This is a genomic window from Dyadobacter subterraneus, from assembly GCF_015221875.1.
Taxonomy (GTDB): Bacteria; Bacteroidota; Bacteroidia; order Cytophagales; family Spirosomataceae; genus Dyadobacter; species Dyadobacter subterraneus.
Window position 1 is genome coordinate 2,215,821 of sequence record NZ_JACYGY010000001.1, and the last position, 26,263, is coordinate 2,242,083.

Annotated in this window: 27 protein-coding genes; 4 read left to right on the forward strand and 23 right to left on the reverse strand. The window is 45.4% G+C overall.

Translation table 11 applies throughout. The annotated features are described in order from the left end of the window. The first annotated feature begins 102 nt into the window (after nt 1–102). Entirely contained in the window at nt 103–501 is a 399-nt protein-coding gene (locus IEE83_RS09140) for a response regulator (protein ID WP_194120285.1), read from the forward strand. Between the two features lie 110 nt (nt 502–611). On the opposite strand, the gene IEE83_RS09145 is transcribed toward IEE83_RS09140, so the two are convergent. Then, on the reverse strand, nt 612–1,496 hold the full coding sequence (locus IEE83_RS09145) for an AraC family transcriptional regulator (RefSeq protein ID WP_228101743.1): 885 nt from the start codon (nt 1,494–1,496) through the stop codon (nt 612–614). 274 nt (nt 1,497–1,770) lie between these two features. Here IEE83_RS09145 and IEE83_RS09150 point away from each other — a divergent pair, with 274 nt between their 5' ends. Both IEE83_RS09150 and IEE83_RS09155 read left to right on the forward strand, forming a co-directional pair. Further along, a complete protein-coding gene (locus IEE83_RS09150) occupies nt 1,771–3,312 on the forward strand; it encodes an aldehyde dehydrogenase family protein (protein WP_194120287.1) in 1,542 nt (513 codons plus the stop codon). Nucleotides 3,313–3,402: 90 nt separating this feature from the next. Then, on the forward strand, nt 3,403–3,786 hold the full coding sequence (locus IEE83_RS09155) for a DUF779 domain-containing protein (protein WP_194120288.1): 384 nt from the start codon (nt 3,403–3,405) through the stop codon (nt 3,784–3,786). Between the two features lie 94 nt (nt 3,787–3,880). Here IEE83_RS09155 and mobC read toward each other — a convergent pair whose 3' ends face one another. The 8 genes from mobC to traM all read right to left on the reverse strand — a co-directional run bounded on the left by mobC (nt 3,881) and on the right by traM (nt 12,663). After that, on the reverse strand, nt 3,881–5,869 hold the full coding sequence (mobC, locus tag IEE83_RS09160; RefSeq protein WP_194120289.1) for a conjugal transfer protein MobC: 1,989 nt from the start codon (nt 5,867–5,869) through the stop codon (nt 3,881–3,883). Between the two features lie 25 nt (nt 5,870–5,894). Then, nucleotides 5,895–7,169 carry a relaxase/mobilization nuclease domain-containing protein gene (locus tag IEE83_RS09165; protein ID WP_194120290.1) on the reverse strand — a complete coding sequence of 425 codons (1,275 nt, stop codon included), beginning with the start codon at nt 7,167–7,169 and terminating at the stop codon, nt 5,895–5,897. Continuing rightward, entirely contained in the window at nt 7,150–7,581 is a 432-nt protein-coding gene (locus IEE83_RS09170; RefSeq protein WP_194120291.1) for a hypothetical protein, read from the reverse strand. Before IEE83_RS09170 ends, IEE83_RS09165 begins: the two co-directional genes overlap by 20 nt. Next, the gene (locus IEE83_RS09175) at nt 7,581–8,381 is read right to left on the reverse strand and encodes a hypothetical protein (protein WP_194120292.1); all 801 of its coding nucleotides are present in this window, start codon (nt 8,379–8,381) and stop codon (nt 7,581–7,583) included. The genes IEE83_RS09170 and IEE83_RS09175 overlap by 1 nt, the downstream gene beginning before the upstream one ends. Before the next feature lie 177 nt (nt 8,382–8,558). Next, nucleotides 8,559–9,629, reverse strand: a complete 1,071-nt coding sequence (locus tag IEE83_RS09180; RefSeq protein WP_194120293.1) for a hypothetical protein — start codon at nt 9,627–9,629, stop codon at nt 8,559–8,561. A 33-nt stretch (nt 9,630–9,662) separates the two neighbouring features. Then, nucleotides 9,663–10,424: a hypothetical protein gene (locus IEE83_RS09185; RefSeq protein ID WP_194120294.1), complete on the reverse strand. Its 762-nt coding sequence runs from the start codon at nt 10,422–10,424 to the stop codon at nt 9,663–9,665. 39 nt (nt 10,425–10,463) lie between these two features. After that, nucleotides 10,464–11,300, reverse strand: a complete 837-nt coding sequence (traN, locus tag IEE83_RS09190) for a conjugative transposon protein TraN (RefSeq protein WP_194120295.1) — start codon at nt 11,298–11,300, stop codon at nt 10,464–10,466. Between the two features lie 34 nt (nt 11,301–11,334). Next, the gene (traM, locus tag IEE83_RS09195) at nt 11,335–12,663 is read right to left on the reverse strand and encodes a conjugative transposon protein TraM (protein ID WP_194120296.1); all 1,329 of its coding nucleotides are present in this window, start codon (nt 12,661–12,663) and stop codon (nt 11,335–11,337) included. Nucleotides 12,664–12,824: 161 nt separating this feature from the next. On the opposite strand from traM, the gene IEE83_RS09200 reads away from it, so the two are divergent. Beyond that, complete coding sequence (locus tag IEE83_RS09200) at nt 12,825–13,082, forward strand: hypothetical protein (RefSeq protein ID WP_194120297.1); 258 nt, start codon at nt 12,825–12,827, stop codon at nt 13,080–13,082. A 15-nt stretch (nt 13,083–13,097) separates the two neighbouring features. Here the strand turns inward: IEE83_RS09200 and traK are convergent, their stop codons facing one another. The 14 genes from traK to IEE83_RS09270 form a co-directional block, all read right to left on the reverse strand. Next, on the reverse strand, nt 13,098–13,715 hold the full coding sequence (gene traK / locus IEE83_RS09205; RefSeq protein ID WP_194120298.1) for a conjugative transposon protein TraK: 618 nt from the start codon (nt 13,713–13,715) through the stop codon (nt 13,098–13,100). 45 nt (nt 13,716–13,760) lie between these two features. Beyond that, nucleotides 13,761–13,991, reverse strand: coding sequence for a TraJ family protein (locus tag IEE83_RS09210; RefSeq protein WP_194120299.1), 231 nt, complete (start codon nt 13,989–13,991; stop codon nt 13,761–13,763). Further along, entirely contained in the window at nt 13,969–15,882 is a 1,914-nt protein-coding gene (locus IEE83_RS09215) for a reverse transcriptase domain-containing protein (RefSeq protein WP_194120300.1), read from the reverse strand. Before IEE83_RS09215 ends, IEE83_RS09210 begins: the two co-directional genes overlap by 23 nt. Nucleotides 15,883–16,418: 536 nt before the next feature. Next, entirely contained in the window at nt 16,419–17,351 is a 933-nt protein-coding gene (gene traJ / locus IEE83_RS09220) for a conjugative transposon protein TraJ (protein WP_194120301.1), read from the reverse strand. A gap of 13 nt (nt 17,352–17,364) precedes the next feature. Next, on the reverse strand, nt 17,365–17,991 hold the full coding sequence (locus IEE83_RS09225; RefSeq protein WP_194120302.1) for a TerB family tellurite resistance protein: 627 nt from the start codon (nt 17,989–17,991) through the stop codon (nt 17,365–17,367). A gap of 6 nt (nt 17,992–17,997) precedes the next feature. Continuing rightward, a complete protein-coding gene (locus IEE83_RS09230; RefSeq protein WP_194120303.1) occupies nt 17,998–18,636 on the reverse strand; it encodes a hypothetical protein in 639 nt (212 codons plus the stop codon). Between the two features lie 13 nt (nt 18,637–18,649). Further along, on the reverse strand, nt 18,650–19,327 hold the full coding sequence (locus IEE83_RS09235) for a conjugal transfer protein TraI (RefSeq protein WP_194120304.1): 678 nt from the start codon (nt 19,325–19,327) through the stop codon (nt 18,650–18,652). A gap of 12 nt (nt 19,328–19,339) precedes the next feature. Further along, a complete protein-coding gene (locus tag IEE83_RS09240) occupies nt 19,340–21,811 on the reverse strand; it encodes a TraG family conjugative transposon ATPase (RefSeq protein WP_194120305.1) in 2,472 nt (823 codons plus the stop codon). Between the two features lie 46 nt (nt 21,812–21,857). Next, on the reverse strand, nt 21,858–23,063 hold the full coding sequence (locus IEE83_RS32895) for a DUF4133 domain-containing protein (RefSeq protein WP_228101744.1): 1,206 nt from the start codon (nt 23,061–23,063) through the stop codon (nt 21,858–21,860). Between the two features lie 100 nt (nt 23,064–23,163). Continuing rightward, nucleotides 23,164–23,427 (reverse strand): DUF4134 domain-containing protein, encoded by a 264-nt coding sequence (locus IEE83_RS09250; RefSeq protein ID WP_228102014.1) that lies wholly within the window; start codon nt 23,425–23,427, stop codon nt 23,164–23,166. A 154-nt stretch (nt 23,428–23,581) separates the two neighbouring features. Continuing rightward, complete coding sequence (locus tag IEE83_RS09255) at nt 23,582–24,109, reverse strand: hypothetical protein (protein WP_194120307.1); 528 nt, start codon at nt 24,107–24,109, stop codon at nt 23,582–23,584. A gap of 410 nt (nt 24,110–24,519) precedes the next feature. Continuing rightward, the gene (locus IEE83_RS09260) at nt 24,520–24,813 is read right to left on the reverse strand and encodes an HU family DNA-binding protein (RefSeq protein WP_194120308.1); all 294 of its coding nucleotides are present in this window, start codon (nt 24,811–24,813) and stop codon (nt 24,520–24,522) included. Nucleotides 24,814–24,988: 175 nt separating this feature from the next. Then, nucleotides 24,989–25,168, reverse strand: coding sequence for a hypothetical protein (locus tag IEE83_RS09265; RefSeq protein ID WP_194120309.1), 180 nt, complete (start codon nt 25,166–25,168; stop codon nt 24,989–24,991). Between the two features lie 102 nt (nt 25,169–25,270). Continuing rightward, nucleotides 25,271–26,062 (reverse strand): penicillin-binding transpeptidase domain-containing protein, encoded by a 792-nt coding sequence (locus IEE83_RS09270; RefSeq protein WP_194120310.1) that lies wholly within the window; start codon nt 26,060–26,062, stop codon nt 25,271–25,273. Nucleotides 26,063–26,263 lie beyond the last annotated feature (201 nt).

The window sequence follows — 26,263 nt, forward strand, 5'->3', positions numbered from 1 at the left end:
TGATTAATTTGGAGTTTTTCTAAATATTCAAAATATCATTCCACAAAAAATATTTTCGTACTTTTGTTGATAAATTTAATAATGTAGAAGATTTTATACAATATGGATGATAACAAAACTGTTCATCTGGCCGACGATGATGAGGACGACAGAATGTTATTCAAAGAAGCCTTGCAGGAGGCAGATCCCAATATCAAGGTTGTAGAGGCGCAGAACGGCAAAGAGCTGATCGACAATATTAAAAATTCCGATGATCTGGATGATACGGTTGTGGTTGTGGACATGAATATGCCCAAGATGAACGGCATTGAAACAATCAAAGCGATCCGGGACGATCGTCAGATACCCGACGTACCCGCAGTGATGCTTTCCACTTCCAATAATCCTGACTTAAAAAAGAAAGCAATTGAGGCCGGCGCAACAGATTATTTTACCAAACCCAATTCCTTTATTGCCCTGATTGATATCGCAAAAAAAATCTTCCTTAAGTTCTTCAAATAAAAGTCTAGTGGATTTCCGCATATCACTAAGTCTTTAACGCCAACATGTAAATATGCAATCGATAACTCCTGGCAATCTGTGTAGTTACTCCCCAGCACTGCGTTAAAAAACTAAGATTTTTCCTCGTGCGTCCCCGAGACATGCCGGTACTGGGAAGGGGAGATGCCTTCTGATTTTTTAAACTGCCGCCCGAAGTAATTCAGGTCTGAAAAACCAAGCTGGTAACAGACATCCGAGATCGTGGCCTTTGAATCCGAGAGCAGGGACTTTGCCTTTTTTATTTTTTCTTTCAAAATAAATTCAACCGGGCTGATGCTGAATTCCCGCTTAAAAGCGCGGTAAAATGAGGCGCGGCTCATGCAGGCTTTCTGGCTTAGGTCCTCGACCTGGATTTTCTCACCGATATTGGTTCTGATGTAGTGAAGCACATAGGCCAAAGGGCTGTCATGCTGCTCATAAATACCCTGCTGCGCGGAGTAAAGATGCTGGGTTTGAATGATGTGCACCACAAGCTCCTGCAATGTCAGATCAGCGAGGATATCTTTTCCAAGCGCATTGCCTGAACAGATATGAATCAGTTTATTGATGCTTTGGGCAAGGTCGACATTGTTAAGAAAATGATACTGGTTATGGTGCAGCTGCCAGTACTGATCCCGCCCCTGGCGTGGATACTGCTCGTTAAGCCGGTCAACAATCTGCTGGATCTTGGTCTGATCAAGTGCGAGTGCAATACACTGCGTGGGATTCAGCTCTGTGGCCTCGGGAAAATCAATTTTCATTGTCACGTGCGCGGGCACCAGCACTGTTTCTCCCGGAAGATAATCAAAGCCGGGCTGATCAAATAAGTGCATCACTTTTTTTCCTTTAAGCATGCTGGTGACCACAAAATCAGAAAAGCGCAAAGGCACCAGCGACGAGGCTTGCTGCGTTTCAAACAGATTCAGCTCACAGTTTTGAAGCGTAAAAGCGCGCCTGTTTTCAACAAGTGTCTTCATTGACTTTTGAGCGGAAACAGCAATTTGGTTTAACTTAAATCCTTGTGGCATAACAGCGGCAGTAAAGTATGAACTGGGTCAGGATGGCTTGGCTTTCACGTTGCGGTTGCGAAGCAGGCGCTAAAATAGTAACGCCTGAAAGCTTTATAAAGTTATGGATTATTTTATTTTTTTTGAGAATATTATCCTATTATTTGAATCAATAGTGCCAGTGTGCAACCGGGCTACCAGTTAAGTTTGTGCTATTAATTCACGAAACAAAATTGATAAGTCTATGGAAACCCTGGAAGTAGAAAAAAAATCAGAAGTGAGTTCAACCATTGCCAAAAGACCTGAATTCAAAGCCCAGTATGAAAATTTTATTGGTGGCAAGTTCGTGGCTCCGGTTAAAGGAGAATATTTTGAAAACATTTCGCCCATTGACGGAAAAGTATTTACCAAAGCAGCCCGATCAGGGAAAGATGACATCGAGCTTGCTTTGGATGCTGCGCATGAAGCTTTTAAAACCTGGGGCAAGACCTCGGCCACATACAGAAGTAATCTGATGCTTAAAATTGCCCAGGTCATTGAAGATAATTTAGAATATCTGGCAGTGGTAGAAGCAATCGATAACGGAAAAGCGATCCGTGAGACCAGGGCAGCTGATCTTCCGCTGTGCGTAGATCACTTCCGGTATTTTGCCGGGGTGATACGAGCCGAAGAAGGCGGAATTTCCGAACACGATGAAAATACGGTCTCAATTGTTTTGCACGAACCGCTTGGTGTGGTGGGCCAGATTATACCATGGAATTTTCCACTACTGATGGCGACCTGGAAAATCGCACCTGCACTGGCTTCGGGCTGCTGTGTGGTGGTAAAACCAGCTGAGCAGACGCCAACCTCGATCATGTGTCTGATGGAACTGATCGGCGACATTTTGCCGGCAGGTGTATTAAATATTGTTACCGGATTTGGAACAGAAGCTGGAAAACCGCTTGCCTCCTCGCCAAGAGTGGCCAAGGTATCTTTCACTGGGGAGACGACAACAGGGCGGCTTATCATGCAGTATGCTTCTGAAAACCTGATCCCTGTGACCATGGAGCTTGGCGGAAAGTCTCCAAATATTTTCTTTGCTTCTGTAGCTGACCAGGATGATGCTTTTTTTGACAAGGCTGTGGAAGGCGCCGTGATGTTCGCTCTGAATCAGGGAGAGGTATGCACCTGCCCGTCAAGAATCCTTGTGCAGGAAAGTATTTATGACAAATTCATGAGCCGCGTCATTGAGCGCACCAAAGCGATCCGGATGGGCCACCCGCTGGACAGCAATACGATGATGGGTGCCCAGGCCTCGAATGATCAGTATGAAAAGATCCTCTCGTATCTAAAAATCGGTAAGGAGGAGGGGGCCGAAGTATTAACAGGCGGTGAAGCGCAGACTTTTGAAAACGGGATTTCAGGTGGTTATTATATCAAACCGACGCTTTTTAAAGGGCATAACAAGATGCGCATCTTCCAGGAAGAAATCTTTGGCCCGGTGGCTTGCGTGACCACCTTTAAAACGGTGGAAGAAGCCATCCAGATTGCCAATGATACCATGTATGGTTTGGGAGCCGGCGTCTGGACCCGTGATGCGCATGAAATTTACCAGGTACCAAGGGCGATCCAGGCTGGCCGTGTGTGGGTCAATAACTATCATGCGTATCCGGCCCACGCGCCTTTTGGCGGCTATAAAAAATCTGGTTTTGGCCGTGAGAACCATAAAATGATGCTGGGCTACTACCGTCAGACAAAAAATATGCTGATCTCTTACGACCGTAACGCGCTGGGCTTTTTCTGATACTGATTTATAACGCTGCTCACGGCGGGCCAGAGGCGCCCGGTTGTGAGCAGCAGCTTTTGTTACATTAATTACCTAAAATCAACAGACATGAAAACGCCCCGTGTGCTTATAACCGCTGAAGCTGTGAAGGTTGTGGATCAATTAAAAGAGCGTTACGGAGAATTGATGTTCCATCAAAGCGGCGGGTGCTGTGACGGCTCTCAGCCGATGTGCTTTGAAAAGGGCGAATTTAAAACCGGGGAAAGTGATGTTTTGCTGGGAGAAATTGCAGGCTGCGAATTTTTTATGAGCCGTGATCAGTTTGAATACTGGAAACATACCCAGCTGACCATTGGTGTGACCCCGGGGCGCGGATCAAGTTTTTCCTTGGAAATCCCGATGGGCATCCGCTTTATTACGCATTCACGAATGTACACCGCAGCGGAAGAAGAGAATTTAAGTGAGCTCAGAAGTGGTGTTGCAGTTGAATGAGGTGTCAACGAGTATAGAAAGATAATTTGTTATTTAATTAACCAGTTGAGCCTGCCAAAGGGATGTTATTCTTTGGCAGGTTTATTTTTTAAAGCTACCGCTTTTTCTTATTGACCAATAGGTGCGAAAGGGCCGGATCACTTAGGATCTGACTCATCTTTTGATCATAAATATTCTGCACATCCTCTTTGATATTTTGGTAGTTTTGATTGACTATCGAGGAGTTCACCTGGCGTACCTTGGGAAGCGCAACATACTGATCAATCTCTTTTTTAAGCGCTTTATGATCATTTTGAATCTGGCTGTGAAAGGCTTTCAGATTGATTTTTTCCGTTGGATCATCTGCCACGATCCCGACAAACTCACCCGAGCTCAAAGTTGAGATCTTCGAAGCCGGAATAGCAAGTTCAAGCTGCTTGGACCTACTGACCGACGTGTCTGAGCGGTTGATCGAAAGGCTCGAACGGTCCTGCATGATCTTGCCAAAGCGCTCAGAGAGCTGCTTGGCCGTATCGCCTGTGACCTGGCCGCTAATGATATTTCCGGCAATATTCATGATCACATCGGCCTGCTCTCTTCCATAATCTTTTTTTAGCTGGCTAAAATCCTGAATCGCTAGCGTAGTGGCCACCTGGCTGGAGCGCGCTGTGGCCATAAGCGTATCGATGTTGCTCAGATATAAGGTGGGAAACTCATCAAAGATTAAACTGCTTTTAAGCTTTCCTTTCTGGTTGACAATTTTGATCAGCCGGTTCACATACAAAGACAGCACCGCACCATAGGTCATGATTTTCTGCGGGTTATTGCCCATGCAAATGATTTTTGGCTCCTTTGGGTTATTCAGATCAAGTTTGAAATCATTTCCTGAAAGTACGTAATAAAGGTTGGGTGAGGATAGTCTTGCCAGGGCGATCTTGGCAGATCCGATCTGACCTTCAAGCTGCTCCATGGCATCATTCAGATAAGCGGTCATAAAAGGATTAATCAAAACATCGATTTCCTTCTCAGTCAGAAGGATCGAAAAAAGACTGTCGTAATCAAGCTGCATCAGCTCTAAGACATGCGGAAGCGTGCAGAAGGCGCCATCCTGGTATTTTCTAAGAAACCAGATTACCGCGGTCATAAAGTTGATAGGGGATTCAACAAAAAAGTCCCCCTGTTTTTTGATCCATTCCCGGTTTAGACCCATTAGAATCGTACGGGCCGACTCTGCCGCATCGGTAATGTCAAGCATGGCTTCCGGGTCCAGCGGGTTACAGCGGTGCGAATAGCTCAGCTCATCAAAATCAATATAGAAAAAGGATGGGACGGTGGGGTAGCTGTCCTTCTTTTTGAGCCAGTGGTTATAGGCGATCAGGGTCAGATCCGGGTATTTGAAATCATAGACAAACATGGTGAAGTTCTTGGCAATGTGCTGGGTGATGCCGTGTCGAATGACAAAATAGGATTTTCCGGCGCCTGGCGAGCCCAGCACCAAAAGACCCCGGAACGGGTTAATGATATTGATCCAGCCTGAAAAGAATTTACTTTTCAGCTGAAACCGGGTAGGCAAATTAATGGAAAATTCGTTTTCAAGGCGCTTCTGCTGCTGGGGGAAAGTTTCGTTTTCACTGTTGAAAATATCTGATGAGAGCTTATCTGATATCACCCTTGAAATCAGTGTGCTGCCGCTAAGTGTGAGCGTGTAGCCGGCTATGGTCACAGCCATGTAAAGTACGCACAGCCCCACCGGCCTGATGCTTAGATGGAGCGCCAGGTTGCTGCCAAAGAAAAGGCACAGTCCGCCCAAAGCCAGAAGAAGGCCGTTTTTAATTTGCAGCTTCTCCATTTTTTTGCCTTTGACGCCCAGGAGTGAAATTAAAAGAAAGCCAAGGGCAAAATACTTGGCTTTGTTGAACCCTTCGAAAAGACGGGTCCTTACAATATTATCAAGAATTCTGTCAGAGAAGGGGCTGACAAGCTTCCAGATCTGAAAGACGCTGTAAAACTGGTAGTAGAAATGAAGTGATAACAGAAGAATACTGATTAGCCTTGTCATATCAAGAATCCTTCCCAGCGCCTGCTGATTTTCTGAGGTCTGCATTGGTTATATCGTTTTATGTGTGATGTTATAGCCTTCTTTGTTTTCTTTTTTTTGCCGGCTTTCTAAGCGCGTAGGGAACAGGGTCGTATCCGGCCGAAGCGGCCAATAAATCTTCAAGCATCATATTAACTCCGCCTTTTAAACCAACCTCCAAATAAGATGGAAAGTCCTTGGCCCGGCTTTGCCATTCAGCAGCGAGGTCAGCAGAATCGCCTGCCAGATTTCTCGCGGTAGCTGCGGTGAGCACTTTTTGATCATATCCTTTGCTTCTTGCGAAAAGCGCCTTCAAACTATAATTTTCGCCGAGCATTTCTGAGTCAAAGGCGCACTTTGAGCGGTTATCCAGATAGGTCAAAACAAGCTCGTCATCTTTATCCTGCCTGCTCACATGCATTTTTACGCCCTGCAAGGCAAGCTTTTCAGCGGTGGTATCAAGTGCAGCTCCCCTGTTTTCAATAAGCGCCAGATCAACCGTATTTTTTAGCCTGCTCATATTTTTAAGCTGGGCAGGCCTTAGAAAAAAATATTCAGCCTTAAGTGCTTTCAAGGTCGCGCGTGCATCTACATTACTGGCTTTGATCGCGCGGCAGCTTCGTTTACCGCGCTTATCGACGGTGTTGTAAAGAAGGCCTCCTAATTTAAATAGCCTCGAGCCTTCACTGCCGCGGAGAGCCGCTACGTTAAACTGTTTTAAAATGGCATTGTACTCTGAAAAGCTGCTAAAACTGTAATGCTGCAAAACTTCGTTGATAGCCGCTTTGATTTGTCTGATACGAAAACCTCCCTGATCTAAATTTGCTCCGGCAGAATTCATTTCTGGTTTTACCGCGTATGCATGGCTACTTGTTAGGTTAAAAGCTGCTTCGATAGTTCTTAATGACTTCACAAAATGTCCTATCGATAGCTTCTTATCGTCAAAGCGGATGCCATCAGCTCTGATCATGGTTGATATAATATGTATGTGCTGTTGGGCAGTATCAAAATGCTCATAGACCAGGTAGGGCTGCTTGTCAAGGCCCACTTCTTTTAAAAACAAAGAAGCAATTCGTCCTAGCTGCAAATCTGAGGGCCTGTCAGCCGGATTAAAGCTCAGTGAAAATGTAATCATATTCACTTTGCTTCTTTCATTGAGAAGGTTGCGATCGGTGAACCTTGCCAGTTTCTGCTGCAGGCTCAGGCGGACCGGATCTACCAGGTAAAAGCCTGCATCAACCAGCACCGCAGTTTTAGCCTCTACTTTTTTCTCATGGTAAAGCACGGTCTTTTTTAAATGCCTTGTCTTACTGATTCTTCCAATCATAACTGCTGAACTTTTCAAGATATGTACTGATCTTTTCGGCCTGTTTTAAAAGGTTTCGACGTTCAAGCTCAAAGCTGATCAACCAGTGGGCAGCATCTGTACTTCGCGGCATTTGATGAAGTTTCTGTGCAGCCATCTCAAAGCTGTAACAGGCCGTTTTTAGCTCTTCTTTCAACTGCGCAAGCTGCTCTGTACAATCATCCAAGGAGACGTTACGGTATTTTAAAGTAACTGCTCTATCAAGCAGCTTGTTTCTTATAAATTCACTTCTGCTTCTGGCGGTGCTTTGTTGTACTTCTTTCTCTAGCAGCTGTGAATCAACCTTGGAAAGAAAACAAATTATTTTCTGAGTCTTTTTTGCATTTTCTTCCATCAATATGCTGTTGCTTGTCATGGGTTGATCGGCGGTCATTATCTGGACAGCCCTTTTGCCTTGGTGCTCTTAGTTTCGTTCTGCTCATACCGCTGCGTTCTATCAGCGCTGTTTTTTTGCGTCTTATCATCCTGCTTAACCGCCTGCGATCTTTCCTCAGATACTGCAGGGGCTTGGGGTGATTGCCGCATGCGGTGATAAGAGCTGTCATACAGGATGATGGCTTTAAACTGAGGATTGGCCTCAATAAAGACCTTCTGACCATCCGAGGGCCCGGAAAGCGTCACCTGCTGGCGGTTACCCTTTTTTAAAGAGTCCAGAATTTTGACCCGGTCAGCCTGCACATGGATTTCCTGGATGGGAAGCTTTTTTAAAGACTCGAAAAGATCAAAACCATAATTTCTGCCAAACTGAAGCATTTTAAAATTTCCGTTGGGTAGCGTATTTTTAAAGTCCAGCTGCAGCCAGGCCTGGTAGAGTCTTCCCTGCCGCGTTGTCATATCCTTATGCACTGAGCGCCCGTCCAAAAGATTATAGGCCTCTTTCAGGGTAATATTGGAACCCTCTTTTCCAATGTAAAACCTCTGTGAAGGGCCGCCGCCTTGACCGCTTTTGGCTAATGATGCTTTATAACTGTTAAAAAAATAAAGCTCACTTTGCATCGATCTGCTGAATTGAAGAGCCGCGGTCAGCTCATCTTTTCCATACTGTGCTTTGTGGACCAGCACAAACCTGCTATTTTCTTTGGCCAGGTTTTCTTTAAGCTGGTCAGTGAGGTTTTCTCCAAAACCCGTGTATTTTAACTGGTTTTGTAGATAGTCTAAGTTTCGTTGGTTCATTGCGCAGACTGTTGGCGTGAAATATTAAAATGATAAAATGGCAGGGCCGGCTGGGTTTTAGGCCACGGTAATGTGTTTCGCGTCTTTAGGGCAGCCTGCCCGGATACTTAAAAAAAACGCAGGGGGAAATGGCCGGTTTCAGAGCAAAGCGCGTTTTCTTATTAGAGGCCTGCGGGGCTATATGCTGACCCCGTTCTTTTTGGATCTGTGACTGCTGAGCTGCTGCTTGGGCGCCAGCGCACGGATCTGTTCTTTTATAGCTTTCTCACCCAGGGCCTCACCAATGCTGATTTTTTTTGCATGCTCATCAAAGATGTTAACCGTTTTGAACTGTGGGTTGGCCTCAACAAAAAGTTTGACAGAGTCATTTCCGCGCGTGATGGTAAGGGGCTGTCTTTCGCCCCTTTGAAGAGCTTCAAGAAAGTTTTGTTTGTTTTCCTGTGAGATGTGTTGATTTTGAAGCAATCTTTCGGTGGCTTTTTCAAGCTCAAAACCGTAGCTATGTAAAAACTGTTTGATTTTGTGATTTCCTGACGGATCCTTGTCTGTGAAATCAAGCTGGATCCATTTGGGCTTAGGCGCTCCACTATGATCAAAACCTTCTCTCATAAGCGCCCTTCCTGCCAAAAGATGCTGGGCCTGCTCGGCGCGGATGGCATCCTTGGCATCGGTTTTAAAAACCTGAGAAACTACCTGCCTTGAATCTTTCGCACTTTGAAGCGATGCCTGGTAGTGATCAAAGCGGTAGGTGCCATCGTGCTGTTTACTGAAAGAAAGGTTATAATTGATCTTTTCGGATTCGCTTACAAAATGCGAGATGGGTATAGTAAAGCTTTTTTGCCCCTGGTTGACATGGGCAAAAAGCTTGTCTGGCGCCGGATCGAATCCGTGCTTTTTCATTAAATCCCCCAGCGCTCTAAGATTACCCTGCTGCTTCTGTGTTGCCTGCTGCTGGATTCTTTTCTCCTCGAAAGGCCTGGTGATAAAATGATAAAGCTTTCTTAGAAGGCTTGGATACAGCTGATCGCGCAGCTCCATGCGCTGGCCGGCCAGGATCCGTAGCGTGATTTTTTCCTCGTCGTTTGCACTTTGACCGTATTTGGCTTGCACATGATTGTAAAAGCTTAACTTCTCTCTTAAAAAGGCCGGGTCTTTTAAGATAGAAGGGGAGAATATTTTTTCAAAACGCTCTTCCCGGGCCTTCCACTCGTTAAGCTCAGTAGCCACCCGGTTGATATTAGTATCCATAGGTTCGTCTGTTTTGGTTGGTACAGTCCGGGCTCAAAGCCGTCTTTGAGCCCTGCTCTTTTGGGGCGCTTCGCTCAGGTCATCCGCGCCGCTGGACTGCTGCTGAGTCTGGTTTTCGGTCTGTTTGGGCCAGTCAAGTGTCAGCCTGTGCTGGTTTTGATCAAAAGCGGTAACGGATTTAAACTGTGGATTGGCTTGCACAAACACTTTTTGATCACCACTGCCGCCAGCGAGGGTGACCAACTGCAGATTCCCTTTCTGAAGTGATTCGATCAGCCGAGTCTTCTCATCCTTATCAGAAAGCTCGCGGATCGGAAACTTTTCAAGCGATTTTTCAAGGTCAAAACCATAACCCTGTGAAAAGTGCTTGAATTTGAAATTTCCATTCACAGCAGTCTCTTTGAAATCAAGCTGGATCCAGGCGGTAAATTTTTTTCCCTCCTTGCTAATGAGCATGTCCTTATTTACGGCTCTTCCGTCCAAAAGATTAAATGCCTCCTTCTGCGTGATGGTTGATGCCTGTTTATGCACATAAAAGGTCTGCTTGCGCTCAGGCGGCTGATTATGCTTTTTAAGCGAGGCGGTATAGCTGTTAAAAAAATACAAAACACCTTGGGCTGATTTTTTAAAATGCAGTGAAAAGCTCAGCTGATCTTGTCCGTATGCTGTGGTATGCTCCAGGCGGAACTCTTCTGAGCCCTGGGCCATGTTTTCTTTCAGCTGCCGGTTTAAATCCTTATCAAAGCCGGTGAATTTGAGCTGATCTGTAAGATATTCGAAATTTTTCTCGTTCATGATTTCTTATGATTGGTATATAGTGGCATTTTACCGGGGTCAAAGGATCGGTTTTGCATTGACGATCGTGCTGTTTTGAACGGCCAGGCGAAGATGACGGCCGCCGTTTTTTTCCATGAGCTCAATGGTGAGCTGCTTGGCATCAGAGGTTGTAAATTTGGGAAGGGCAAAAACAAGCTGGCTGGACTGCCTTGCCTGTATCTTACCGGTATGGTCATGCACATACAAGGGGATAATTTCAGTCTGCTGTGCGGCGGCTCTTTTTACCTGTTTTTTGTCACTGATAAAAAAGCGAAGGCTTTCAATCTCATAGCTGATATTGGAGCGGTTATCAATGCTGAGCCGGTAAAACAGTACATCATCTGCGGTGTATAATCCGCTTAAAACAAGCCGGGCTTTATGGGCAGAATCTTTGATATGGTAAAGATGGCTTTGCTCGATCGCAGCGCGGCTTGCAAGGTTTTTTAGAAACGCTTCATTTCTTTGATCCGATAGAAGCGCCCGCGTTTGAGAAGATCTTGAATCGGTTTGGATCAGCTCGATATTTAGTCTCAGCGGCTGCTGCTGGTAACTGACCACAAAAGAGTAAAGCTTGCCATCCGAGGTGATCGCTGTCAGGTTGGTCTGCTCAAAATCTTTTCGCGCCGCCTTAAGCTGGAGAATGTTTTCAACCCCCTTGGCTTTCTGGGCCAAAATATCACGGCTGCCCTTATCGACACTTTTTACAGCAAAAGGAAAAATAAGGTTGACCGTTTTATTGTAGGTGATCTCAATCGGAAAGGGCGCGATGCTAAAAAGTTGAACATCCTGGGCAGATGCAGCGCTGCTGATTGCCAGAAGACATAGGCCGGCGGCTTTTGCTAAACTGTTTTTCATAAGCATGGTTTTGTTTTGAGCTTGATGTATTTTCTTATATGGGTTTAGAATTTCCGTCTTTTAAAAGAATCTGGTAACCCGCTTTGACCGATACCTGCACAAGCTTTGCCTTCTTGCCAAGCAGCGTTTTAGCAGCCTGGATACCAGCGCTGGCCGCCTGCGCGCCAAACGAAGGATCAATTGAGCCCAAGGAAATTCCCTGAATGTCCTGGCTTACAGATTGTTTGGCCACACTGCGCGAGATAGAGCCGGGAATATAAATGCCTGGCTGCCCATCAAGATCATAGACTGAAAGTTTGACCGGGAAAAGCGAGATGTTCAGCCGTATGGAGGAAATCTCAACCAAAAGCCGCTCGCCGTTTACAGTAACGGTTCCGTAGATAAAAGTGTCTTTGGGAATCAGTGTGCCAGCCACGTAGATATCGGCAGTAAGCCTGAGCTTGATCACTGAGCCCGTTACCAGGGACTGCTCCTGGTGCACCACCGCTTTAATGGCATTGTTCTCGCTGGGACTGACTGACTCATCCAGGGAGAAAAATCCGTTGGCTAAAGTGCTGATCTGATCAGCCGTGCTGTTTAAAGAATCGGCGCTGATGCTCTCAAAGCCGCTGACCACCGTTTTCTCAGGGAAGCTTTTTACAGGATAAGAACCGCTTCTTTGATCTTCGCCGGCAGCGCGCAGTTTATCAGCAACCCGCTGTGGGTGCTGGATATCAAGGATCTTTTCAAGCATGCCGTTTAACTCGGCAAGCTCAGGATCTGCGGGCTCAGCCCGCTGCTGGCTGTCAAGGCTTGTAAGAAGATCATAAGGCTTTTCGGGCTCTGGCTGTGAAAGGGGTGCCAGGGTCTTCTTTGACCTTTCTTCTTTTAAGATTGGCGGCTCGAATTTAGGCCCATCTACCGATGCCAGCACAGAATCAAGTGTTTTAAGTTTTTGGATGATTTGGCTCTGCCGGCTGCCAGAGTAGGTCCTTCCTTTATAAGTGATGTATTTTTGGTCTTTCCCAGCGCCCTCAGGCGCGCCAAGTCCCTGCATGGTAAGTGCTTGAACTGCTTTGTCGGTCCGGGCCAGTTCCCCGCTTCTGTAGGGATCTTTTTTTAGCTGTTCACGGATTTTGGCTGAATCATCGGCCGCTTTTTTATAGTAGCTCAGTTTACTAAAGGAAGTCTCATCTTTGAGCTTCGGATCCGGAAGGCTTGTGTTAAGGCCCTGTGGGCCAGCCTTGGCCGACTGGTGTTTGTAGATCATTTTAATTCCCACAGCCCAGTAGATCAGTGTCACAAAAGGAAGCACTAAAAGGGGCAGAAAGGTGTAGAGCTTTCTGTTTTGAAGAAATGCTGCTGAATGTGTTTTGGCTTGCATCTTTATTTTTGGCTAGGGTTTATTTGATTCAAACTGTCTTTTATTAGTGCTTTTTCAAGGCTATCCAGGTAATGGTCCAGATGTGATCGGGCCCGAAGCTGAGCTTTGAGCCCGTATGGATCAAAGAGAAAGATCTGGCTTCTGCCAGATTCCAAAGGTTCATGCATGCTGTGAAACCCGTCGAAAAGAAGATAGATGCAGTAGCCGCTGCTCACAGCGATCACAGTCAAACAGAGCGCTTTGAGCCATCCAAAGGAGAGCTTTTGGGCTGCCTGAGCCATCACCCTGGTCCAGCGGCGCTGGAGAAAGGTAAGTTTTTGAAAGATCTGTGTGGCCAGGCCGCTTCTTTGATCTTGAAGGGGTCTTTGGCGGTGCGCATTAAATCTGTAAAACATAAGCAGTTATCTTTAAGTGGTTAAATGTATCTGACAGGCTCAGCGGTTTTGTACGCCGATATCTTTGTTTTCCAAGGTGATCCATTTTTCAATCAGAAAGCCGTGCGGGTTGTTATCGGATCTGGATACGGTGCGAAGCGTCCCTTCGGTGAGCAGTTTTCTGGTGACAATACTGGTGGGCCGGATGATGCGCTGCACAGCGCTGCACTGAAAACTGTAAGGGTAAGTGCTGGTCTTCACTGTGATGCTGTCGATCTGGATCTGCTGGCTGATGTTTCCTGAAATTATCCCGGTATAATATCCCGACTCGCGAAGATCATCATACTGCTTTTTGGCTGAGCCGTCGGCCAGATACAAAGCCTTGGCAAGAGCTGACTGAATGGACTTGTCATCAGGATCGAGCGTAAAAAAAAGCCTGTGGAAACTCGCGATGTGATCACGGGCTTCCACTTCAACATTCTCACCTCTGGGGGAGGCGTAGGCTTCAAGGATTTTTCCCGATTCTAAGATATAGACCCTGGACTGTGCTGCTTCAACGCTTTTAAGACTTTTGTAAAGCGTAAAGCAGCAGAAGAAAGCCGAGCTGATAAGGGCAACAAAAGTGAATGAGCGGATATGTTTGAATGCCGCATCGATATTTTTTGCTTTTTGAAACATGGTGTGCTATGATTAGTAGACAGCTTGTCTGTTTTAGAAACCGGCCTATTTCACCGAAGTTTTATCGGGCGCCGCCGGCAGCCGCCCGAAACCGCCTGCGGCCGGAAAAGCGTAGTTGCCCACGCTCAGGGCTGTATTGGCAAAAAGGGTTGTGACCTTGTGAAGCAGCGTGTTCTGGCCGCCGGCCTGAATGATGTAGCCTGCCACAGAAGGGACTGAGAAGTAGCCGACTATACCAATAATCAAAAGTAGGCTAAGCACCCGACGCCTTACCATTTTTCGATGGCAGGTTTTCAAATGCTCGCCCCCGAACCGGACGTACACCTCTCAGCGTATCCGGCTCTCCATTAAAGGATCGGTCTATCGAACCTGCGTGCGTTTTCAGATGACAACTCCTGCAGAGCGCAATGGTTTTTCTACGTCTAGCCATCATCATTTTGTCGGCAAATCCTTTGCCGTCCAAATCTTTGAGTTTTCTGACGTGGTGCATATCCAATGTCTCTGTTGCTCCACATATCTCACACTTTTGGGCTTTAAGTCTGTCAATGAGACTGGTTCTGCCTGAGTAGTAGACTGGTTTGGAGTTGTCCAAATTCACATCCGCAGAAGGTAGCTTTCTTTTATAGCCACCTTTGTAAAAAGATTGGTTACGTACGTCTCCCTTTTTATTGGTGTAGCTCACAGTGAACACGCCATTTTTTTCATATTGGCGAAGAATTTTACGGACACTACTCCTGTATTTGCAGGCAAATGTTCTATACATGCTGTATTCCATGATGTATCCGTAAGAATTCAATATAGCACTGTTGTTTGCTACAGAATAGTAATTATAGAACCCTCTTAGTGTGTAATTATACATTTTAAGGATCTCCAAATCATCGCTATTGAGCATTTTGGTATGTTCCCTGGGCTTCCACCACTCTTTTCCTTTCGGGGTCATTTTGACCTCAAGTATTCCGAAGTCGAGTAGTTTCTTCTTAATGGTTTCCATTGAGATGCTGAGCTGCAGCGTACCGTTCAGGAATCTGACTAGCCTATTTAATTTGTCCCTTTTTGCTGCATTGGATCTGCGTACCAGGATTTCATATCCAAGAAATTTGGCGGGTTTTTCCGTATGCGTTATGACGGTTTTTTCTTCGGACAGCTCCAGTTTCAATTCAGTTTCAAGAAAAATCCTGATGTCTTCTTTAATCCTTTTACTATCTTCTTTACTCCCGATAATTCCGATTAGGAAGTCATCCGCATATCTCACATATTTTATCCTTTTGTACCCATCGTCCATTTCATCGCAACTGGGAATGGTTAGTCTCTCTTTGTCAATAGCTTTGATTTGTTTTACTAATTCATCACGTTCGTTTTCATCTTCTACCTTTCTAAGTTTTCGCAATAGCCGCGCCTTATTGACTTCGAAAGTGGACCTCGTTGCATGAGGTTTTCGCTTTGTTCCCCTGTCAAAGTTCTTGGCATATTTAACCATGTACCTGTCCAGTCTGTCCAGATAGATGTTCGCCAAAATAGGACTGACAATACCTCCCTGCGGTGTTCCGCTATAGGAGTTGTGAAAAGTCCAGTCTTCAACATAGCCTGCTTTTAGGAACTTCCATATTAGGCGCAGGAATCTGTCGTCGGCGATACGTTCTTTGAGTATCCCAATCAATATTTGGTGGTTTATCTCATCAAAGAACCCTTTAATATCTCCTTCAACAAACCATTTAGCGCCTGTAAAGGTCTTTTGAATCTTAACCAGTGCAGTATGGCAACTTCTGTATGGCCTAAAACCATGAGAACAATCCAGAAACTGTCCTTCATAGATGGCTTCAAGCATCATACGCACCACCTCCTGTACCAATTTATCGTCAAAAGAAGGAATTCCAAGAGGGCGCATTTTTCCGTTTTTCTTTGGAATGTACACCCTCCTTGCAGGTTGGGGCTGATAGCTTTCTGTTCGAAGCAAGTCGATTAAATCAGAGATACGATTTAAGCTCATACCGTCTATTGTTTTTCCGTCGGAACCTTCTGTCATATTGCCCTCCTTTGCGTAAATGCGTTGGTAGGCAGTGTAGAACATTTCTTCGTTGAACAAATTCTTGTACAGCCTTTCATACCGGTAATCTAATTGCGGACTATGCTTTGATAGACCGTTTAATACTTTTTCAGAATTTCTCATAATGTCTCTCACATTGTTCTTTAATTGTATTAAACCTTTAACTGCTTCCCTTCGCCATGTGCACGGCTTTCCCTTGCTCGGACTACTACGGAAGCTCCGTTACCGTATCGGATATTCAGAGGCTCAACCTCATAGCCTTGCGGCGTTCCGACTTAGGTAATCCCCGTTTAGCTGTATAATAACTATGGCTCGATAGATTGTCGGATATGGTTTCCGTCCTTTACCATTTACCATGGTCGCGCTACGATTTATTCCTGCTCCTGCTACTAATTTTCGTTAGCGGAGTATCGTAATCTGACGAGTTTAGTTACCTTACGTCAGAGTCCCTACGCCGACCGCTCGGACTGCCATTCAATCAATTCGGACTTTATCCTCATATCTATCATTTCATCTTGCCATTCAGTCGCAGAATGATAACTTTCTGACTTATGGCTTTTCCAACATGCTACACTCCCTGTCCAGTTTCCCTTTCAGATAAGTTGGCTGATGATAGGCTATCGGAATACTTGCCTAGTGTCTTGCCAAAGACACATTTATTATACAACCTTTACGGGCGCACAGATCAGATACGCCATATCGTGCGCGTTAAAAAAGGTATCGCCATTTTCCTGCACCTGCCGGATGTCCAAGGCGATCATCTTCTCCTGGATCTTGCCAATGATCGCACCAAAGATGTTGGCAACCGGAAGCCAAAGGTAAATGTTGATATAGCGTGCGATCCACGCAGTCAGCGTATGCTGAAACCCGTCAAAGACAGCGATGCCAAAAGCGATTGGACCGATCACAGCCAAAACGATCAGATGAAAGGTGCGTATTGTGTTAATGCAAAGGGCCGCTGATTCGAAAACCACCCGCAGCACCTCGCTGAGCGCTGCCTTGACCGAGTTTCTGAAATTGTAGCTTTGTTTGGCCATGTAGAATTTGATGTCATTGGAGATCCCGTCTGTGAAGCCTTCTGAGTAGCTGTCCCCGTAGGTGTATTTGAGCCACTTCTCGCGGGACCCTTTCAGATCATCACCCACATACATCTCCCAGAACTTTGAAGATTTGACCGCATCCTCTTTCTTTTTCAGTAGCAGCGCAATGGCTTTGTCTGAATCCTGGACCATGCCTGCGGTGCCGCGCACTGTGGGGGAAAGCACCGCATTCATAAGCGCGATCACAGAAGGGAAAATAAAGATGGCAAAGCCCAGCACAAAGGGGCGGAAAAGCGGGTAAAAGTCGATGGGCTCAGCGTTGGCCAGATGCCGCCAGACCCGCGATGCGATGTAGAAGATGGCTGCAAAGCCTGCGATGCCGCGGCCGACGCTTATAAGCTTTGCGCAGAGCGGAAGCATCTCCGAATACAGCGTATCAAGGACCCCGTTCAGCCCGCGGACCTGCTCTGAGAATCCCTGTGCCTGGCTCAGGCTGGGCAAGAGCGCCGCTACGGTCACATAGCATGTGACCCTTAAAAACCTTATTTTCATTGGGTTTAGCTGTTTAGGGTTGAAGCTCGTAGAGCTCTTGTAGCATTTTTGTATCGGAAAGCTCGTTTTCTCTCTGCGCTGCCAGCACGGAGGCGCTTCCGTTAAAGTGTCTGAGAAAGGAAAGCTGATCTGTAATTTCTTCATAAAGCTTATCAATGATCCTAAGCCTTTCATCATCTGAGGCCCGCAGCTTTTTAGCGGTCACAACCGTGGTAAGTGCGTCTAGATTTTTCAGACTGGCGGCTGAGAGCTGATCATAGACTTTGCCGGCGTAATCAAGCTCATCTTTTGAAAACTGACCCGAAGAAAGTAAGCGCTGCCTTGCCTGGCCGGCTTCCTTGATGATCGCAAGCTGCGCCTGGACGATATCTTTAACGCGTGCATAGTTTTTAACAGCCGGGCTCACTTGTAAGAGCCCGTCCAGAAACGCTTCATGCAGCTTGAAATTTCCTTCGGAAAGATCCTTGATGGTGTTGTACCCGTTAAAAAGGATCTCATAACCCGCTTTAAGTTCTTTTAAGATTTTTCGAAGCTGGTTTAATTTTTCAATGTTCAGGATCAGCTGTGTGACCTCGGCAGTCTGCGCTTTTGCAGCCGGTGCAAGCGCAGACAAAAAGAAAAGAAGAATCAGTTTTTTCATTGTTTCCTACTTTAAACCGTGAATGCTTTTGTCCGTGTTGATCTGGGCCTGCTCGCTTTGGATCTGTAAAGCCAGAAGCCTTGTTCTTTGATCGAAGTTTTTTACAAAGCTGTAATTATTCTTCATCTGCCTGAGGCAGAGCTCAATGCGCGCTATGCGCTCATCATCTGTCATGGAAAGATTGCCATCACGGATCACAAGAAAAAGACTCGATAGCACCGACTGGCAGTCATCATAAACCAGTTTTAAAACGCTTTTGATATAATCCATCTGAGCTGCGTTAAAAGAAGGCGCAAGCTGGGCTGGCAGCAGCGCGCAGGTCTTATTGACCTGGCCATGAAGGTCAGTGATCTGCTTCAGCCGGCTGGATGATCCAATCCTTGGATTGACAACCAGAAGCGAATCGAAGTGGTTTTTATGAAGTTTGAATTCGTCGCTTTTGATCTCACCAATTGTAGTGAGCCCTTCCTTGGCAATCTTATAGCCTTTCTCTGTGAGCTCCAGATAAATTTTAAGCTGGGCGATCTGCTCGATCAGATACTCTTTCTGGGTTTTGCTTTGCTGAATCCATTCTTTTAGCTTCTGGCAAAAAGATAGGTTTGTCGTAAGCACCAGAATCAAAATGGTTAAGAAGGTCTTTTTCATCGCTTCTGCTTTTTTACTGGATTCCGTAAAGCTCCTTGACGAGCTTTGCGTCAAACTCGCTATTCGCACGCGAAAGGCTCAGAACTTTGTTTTCATGGTTAAAGCTGCTGAGCTCATCATACACTTTATCGACCTGGGTAGCTGCCCGGCCGATAATTTCCAGCCTTTTCGCATCGGACATCTGGGTGGAAAACGATTTGACTACCAGGTTGAGAAGATCTGCATTTTTAGAAGTTTCATCCAGCATCCCTTCATAGACCTTCTGCATGTAATAAAGCTCGGCGGCCGAAAAGTGCTTGTCTTTTTGAAACAGATTCCAGGCCTTCTGGTATTCATCCAGGATCAAAACCTGCTTTTGGGCGATCTCTTTAACCCTGAAATAGTAAGCGATTACCGCCTTTACTTTTTTAAGCTCGTCGTAATACTCCTTATATAGATCCCGCTGCTTTTTGACCCAGTCTGTGATCTGATCGAGCTTTAATTTAGCCATCGTATTTTCAAGTTCTTTCTGGGCATTCTGGAGTTTAATGACCGCATTTTGTCTTCTTTGAATCAGAAGATCAACCGCTTTAACGACCCTTTTGATCGCTTCTTTAATAATCTGTGCCCAGGGAATAGCGGCCTGTGCGCTGCCTGCCGGGGCGATGGTGGCAAAAGAGACCATCAGCAGCAATAGGATTTTTTTTAACATGGTTGAAAATTTTTATTGGCGTGCCGCGGCCAGCATTTCCTGAGCCAGCACCTGAATGCCTTTTTTTATGCTCCCGTATTTTCTGGCATACTGGTTAACCTTGACTTTTTCTGTCTGCTCTGTGGTGTAGGATAAATACTCCTCAGGGCTCACCTCAGTGCGGTATACTTTGGAAAGAACACCGCCCAGACTGATGAAAACTTCCTTATACTTTCTTAGCGGATCGTTGGCCTTATTGACGGAAAGCACCTGGGCCTTTTCCTTCTCAGTCAGCCCTAATAGGTCCTGGATCTGGTCAAACTTGTTTTGGTACTTGGACTGGTCCAAAAGAATCTTGCAGTCTGAGTTGTTGATAATCGCCTGTTTGACCACAGGGGAGGAGATAATATCTTCAATCTCCTGGGTAACCACGATGGCCTCTCCAAAATATTTTCTTACCGTTTTAAAGATGTATTTTATGTATTCGTCCATTCCTTCTTTAGCGATTGCTTTCCAGGCTTCTTCGATCAGAAGGACCTTTCTTGTCCCTTCGAGCTTTCTCATCTTGCTGATAAAAAGCTCCATGATGATGATGGTGACGATGGGAAAAAGGATGGGGTGCTCCTTCACATTATCGAGCTCAAAGACAATAAAGCGCTGGTGCAGAAGATCCAGATTCCTTTTCGCGTTCAAAAGGTAGTCAAACTCTCCGCCACGGTAATAGGGCATCAAAACGTACAGAAAGTTGTGGATGTCAAAGTCCTTTTCTTTTACATTATCAGCCTGGATGATGCGGGTAAAATCCAATTTTAAAAATTCATAGAAACTGTTAAAACAGGCAAAGATGTCCGGGTTTTGATCCAGGTGTGAAAAATACAGGGTCAGTGCATTGGAAAGAGCCACATACTCACTGCGCGTAAAGGTCTCATCGTCTTTTTTCCAAAGAGACAAAAGAAGGGTTTTGATACTTTCTTTTTTTTCGGTGTCAAGCTGCTCTCCCTTCGGCACGTAGAACGGATTAAACTCGATGGGGCTTTTTTCTTCATAGGTAAAATAGTAACCGCCCACCATATCACAAAGTCCCTTGTAGCTGTGACCCACATCGACCAGCACGATATGGGCGCCTGTCTCAAAGTAGCTTCTGACCATATGGTTGGTAAAAAAGCTTTTGCCAGAGCCGGATGGTCCTAAAATAAACTTGTTTCTATTCGTGCAGATCCCCATCTGGATCGGTTCATCGGAAATATCCACGTGCATGGGCCTTCCGCTCAGCCGGTCACCAAGCCTGATGCCGACCGGGCTCAGAGAAGAGCGGTAGCTGGTTTCCAGATTCAGAAAACAGGCGGCCTGTTCTGTGAAGGTATCAAAGGTCTCGTTCATGGGAAAATCAGCCTGGTTGCCAGGCATCGCACCCCAGAAGATCTGGGCAGCTCCGGTGATCTCCTGCCGGGCGGCAGCATCAATCTGGGCAAGGGCCGATGTGGTCATGTTTTTGATTTCCTTCATCTGTGAAAGATCATCGCTCCATACCATCAGATTAAAATGTGCTTTCACCGGCATTCGCTGCTCTTTGATCGCTTCATTTAAAAATTCATTGGTCGCATCAAGTGCCAGGTGGTTCTCGCGCGCGTGCAGCGACAGTGATTGCAGCCGAAGCCTTTTGCTTTCCAGCCGCTTTAAGGCTTTATCAGGATCCTCGATAAAAATGAACTGGTTATAAATGTGGTTGCAGGATAAGAGCTGGCCAAGACTGCTTGCAAATCCGGTGCTAAACTTGGTGCGCTCACTGGAATATTTCTCGTAAGGGATCGAAGCGCTGCAAACCCCGGGTAGATCCGCCGCGTCAGCCAGCGTAAATAGCTGACAGTACTGGTCCCCGATCCTGATACCTTTATCAAAATGAATGTCGCGCATCAGCTTAGATCCGCTGTTCTCGGATAAATAAAGGTACTGTTCCAAAAGCCCCTGTTTGGCCGCTGTGCTTAAAAGCTCCTGATCTTCCAGCGGACGCATCTTGACAAACCCTGAATCCTCCATGATCCTTTTGAACTGGCCGGCGCTGCCGCGAAATTCCTGCAGGGCCTGCTCATCGAGGCTTTCTTTGGGAAAAAGGCTTGGCCGTAAAAGATTTGAGAGAATTGAACTGGAAGGTTTTCTGTCAGTGGGCTTTTTGGTGATAAATACATAGCAGCGGTGATCAAGAAAGGGCCGCTCGTTAAAGAATCGCTCGGAGCAATGGGTCAGAAAACTGGTGTCGTCCCTACTGAAATCAGCCTTGTAGGTGCTTTTTAAAAAGTAGTCCTGTTTGTGAAACACACTTCCGACCGGAAGCATTTTTAGGGCCTTTACCCAGCTTTGATGAAAGGCTTCATACTGCTGCTCTGAGAGGGTGAAAATCTCGGGCAGCTGAAGCTGAAATCCAAGGGTTACATCACCCTGCTTGGAAAGCAGGCATCCACCGGATACTTCCAGGATCGGCAGCAAATCTTCGAGTAGCTTTTCCATTTTGTTATTGGACTTAGGATTCAGACAGGTTCCTTGCGCGGTCTTGTTACCTGAATATTCTTCTGGAAAATGACCGGATTATTTTTGGTGTTTTTCTTTTAGCAAGGGTCTTGCTCAGCCCATGCTCGCCGTATGTGGCATTCAGATGATAGACGATAGCGGTAATTAAAGCGCCCAGTGTGACTGTCAGAAGCAGCGTAGTGTAGGTATTGACCCTAAGCATATAAAGCACAGCGTAAAAAAGAAGATCAATTAAAAGCCCAAGCCCCATGTAGCCAATGTATTGTGCCCTAAGACCTTTAAAGACAAGGCTTTTGTTGATTCCCTTGTTGATTGAATATTGTTTACTGGCCATCAGGTGTGTTTGTTTTAGGGTTTCTGTATTATCAGCTGAAACGCGCTGCGGCGCTTTCAACTGATAGAGCATGCCGGCTGAATCCTCCAGCAGCTCGCTTTTGAAATAATCTACTGTCCGTGCTGGCGCGGGGGGGCCTTCTACCGGGCAAGGTAGGGCCACGGCCGCAGCCGGGGACACTTCTTTGAGAACTGGCCGGATAATTAAAGCATCCGTTTTAAAAAGCCCGCTTTTTACGACAGCTGGCTCCACTTGAAAAGCGTTTGCATCTGAGGCAGCAACTAAACCCCGAGCGGCTGGTTTATTCATTTCAGCGGATAGCAGCTCACGATCCGATTCTTCCCTTTTTCTTTTTAGATAATGGCCGATAAAGTTTGTAACTGTCATGTAGATGCTGTGCTGCTCAGCGGTGCGGGCACTAAACCTAAGAAGGGTGAACATAGGCTCACAGCCGCTTACAACATCGAGCACCTGATCTTTCAGTGCATTGGCCTTGACCCATCCTAAAAAAGTTTTTGGAAACTCGCTGGCTATGACCGCGCAAACATAGCCAAAGCGTGAAGGCCTGAGTTCGGCTGTGATCAGCTCGACGCTCTGATCGATAACCTCATCTGATGAGAGGCCCGAAGCGATCATTTTCCTGATTCTTCCACAGGCTTTTTTTACTTTGTTATTCAAACTGCCAGGCCGGTAGAAGACCTGTGAATCCTTTAAAAGTATTTCCGGATTATCAAGGTAAAGGTAAGGATGGCAATCTGCCACTAGTAGCTCTTCCATAGTCTTTAATTTAGAATGTACTGCGGTGTGTGGGTTTAAATTACAGCCGGCAGGATTAAGCCTGTTGCCGGCTGCATTATAAAAGTGTTGCTGCGGCCATTGATGGTTTGCTTTGGCCATAGTAGCCATTAAAGCTGTTTCTTACAAGCCTTTTGATCTTCTGCATCCACTAAGCGCAGCTCAGACCCGTATGGATTTTAAAAACGGCGGATAGGCGGATCTACACGCCGAAAAAAGATTGAAGCACAGTGGCAACCACAACCAGAAAGATGCAGCTTCCAAACCATGCTGCGGCGACCTTATTTGTATCCTGATCACCCGCATTCCACTTTTGAAATACCTTGACAGCGCCCACAAGGCCCAAAACAGCACCGATCGCATACATCAGGTTGGTTCCCGGCTCAAAGTAAGACCTAACCTGACTGTCGGCTTCAGAAATCCCGGCAGCTCCATCCTGCGCCTTTGAAATGATTGCGCCAAGCATAATGCTCCCGGTAAGCAGCCACTGTCTGCTTTTAAATATACTCCTGATTCTCATCTCCTCTATCTGTTTAAGTTGAACATGAAATGCTATTTCACAAGAGCCCTAAGAGAGCTTCCCGCATGGCGCGGGAAGCAAGTCTTGAGCAACTGCTCCATCAGTCCGCCTGATTCCAAATCCTCATCCTGTCTTCACTGTCCAGGTGGATGGAGCCGTATTTTTCCAGTTCCGCTTCAATTAAATGGTTAATCGAAAGCTGGAACGGTGTGCCATATATGGCGGGATATTCTTTTAATGTCATCTGGGTAAGAAGTATGAATTCCTCCTTGTCATAATCTTTTTCATAAACTTCCCGGATCGTTTGTTTTAAATGAAGCGAGAGCTCTTCGAGCTGAAGCATCATCGGTTCGTTTTCCCATGAAGCCTCCAAAGGGTAATCATCTTCCTGTTGATATTCGTTCAGACCAGTCAGTTCACTTTCCGGCTGCTGGCTGCGCTTTTGGCTGTGATCCTCGGCCTGTCCGGCTTGTGTAAATTCGCTGACTGAGACTGGCGGGCTTCGCCAGCTATGGACTCTGGCTTTCAGACTGTGCCGGTAAAAAATTATCCCGATTAAAAGGTAGTAGCCGGCAAGCAGCGGGCCGGCTACTGAAATGTAGGTTACCCATGGATTTGTAGTGAACATAATACATCTGGTTTACTGGATGGTCTGACCTGCCTGCGCCGCTGGTTTCCTTTCTTAGGTCAAGGCAATTGGCCCGGAAAGCGGCGCGGCTTGTTGTAATGATGTCACAAAGTAAATAGGCAGATAGGGTAGCAATAAAGTCCAACTTATGTTGTACCCTTCCAGAATCTTGGCTTACGGCCTGAGGGAAAATGTAAAATTGGGACGCCGGCAGCAGCACTACGGGTGGTTAGAATAGTCCGAAACAGACCTAAGGTAGCAAAAGGGTACAACTTCTTAAATACCTTTTTGCTACCTTAGTATTTTTAAATAAGTTATTCGTTATCAGTATTATACCATTGACTTTTTATCAAAAAAAGCCCTGAACGTTACCGCCAAGGCTTCCTTTTTTAAGTTTTGTATCTATAACGTTAAACTTTTGTAAGACCTGCTTCTTTAACCAGCTTTACAAACTCTTCGGAAGGTTTAAAATGAGGAATTATTTGCGCGGGTACAGTCATCGAAGTATTCTTTGAAATATTTCTTGCCGTTTTTTGGGCTCTTTTTTTATTGGTAAAACTTCCAAAGCCGCGGAAATAGATATTTTCGCCGCCTGTCATTGAGTCTTTAATCGTTACAAAAAACGATTCCAATATTTTTTCAACAGCCTCTTTTTCGATACCTGTTTTTTCTGTAATTTTTTGAACGGTGTCTGCCTTTGTCATAATTTAAATTGGTTATCAGCCCGCAAAATTATAACAGAGTTTGGATAAGTGAAATAGAAACGGTTTAAAGTAAAGAAGGCAGTAGGCTACCGGGCATCTATATAGGTTTCACCTGCACCTTTTGGCACACTACACCATCTATATTTACATCGGCAATCCTGGGGTTTTCACAGCTTTATATGACCGACAGGTTTTCTGCGGGCTCATTGTTATGAAAGGTAAGTTCTAATCGCTTGCCGAAGGGCTCATCCTTTGCCAGATTGACTTGTGAAGGTTTGATGGAAAGCGCAAGAACTTTTGAAGGAATTGGCAGCTCTTCTTCTTTTTTACAGGATAGAAAGAATACAAAAAACATTACTATATAAGCAACGCAGATTTTTCAATTTCATATGTACTGAATACTAAATTGATATTATCATCAATCTTACAATCATTCTTTTCAGTAAAGTTTCCATAGTTACAAAGCATTTATTTGCCTTAAAAATTCTCTGGTAATTGTCTTACGACATTCTCCAAAGCCAGGGTTTGGTACCGATCGTTGTTTGGTAATCCGGGTAGCAAAAAAATATACATTTCCTTTTGATTCCAGATAACCAACCCACCAGCCAATATCATTTCCTTCCACCCGGGTCCATCCTGTTTTAGACCTGAGCGTATGGTCGGTCGTTTTCTCTGTAACCATCACTTTTTTTAAAATAGCGATATTCTGTTTTGAAAAAATAGTCTTATTGTCATATACACTGATCAAAAACTCGATCTGGTTGCGAGGTGATACATGGAAATTTCCAAAATTCCAGAAATCATCACCTTTTTCTGAGAGGTCTCCATTCCCATAGTTTGATCTTTGTAGATATGTTTTATATTTTTTACGGCCCACTTGTTTAGCCAGCTCAATGAAGGCCCATCCGGCGGATAATTCAAATGCTTCCTTTACAGAAATGTCCCGGTAAATATCCGGACGATAGCCATATAAGGTGGTATCCGTTGTGCCGGGCCACTTGATGATGGCGTTTTCATCTTTAATTATACCTGTTTCGAGCGCAATTAATAGATTGATTATTTTAAAAGTGGAAGCCGGCTGACTACCTCGATGCGAATCAACTTCATCCGTGACAGTCCATTTATGGCTGTTATAATCGTAAATGGTAGTGCTTCCATTGACATGGCATGTTTGAAAAGGAGTTTCCAGATTTTGTGCCGGAGCATCCATTGCAAAGACGCAGCATATGATAAGCAATCGAATGTTCATGGCTGATAAATAATTAGAAAGTAGAATAAAAACTTAGTCACTTTCATATTGTAAATGTATTTGTCAAACAGATGTATATGATAATTTATTTCTGCAACTGATATTATTTACCAAATCTTCAACTCGCAATATTAAGTTTCGATATTGAAGTCCTTATTATATTTGGTTTAATCTGTGGGGCGGTAAACTTTTTCATACTGG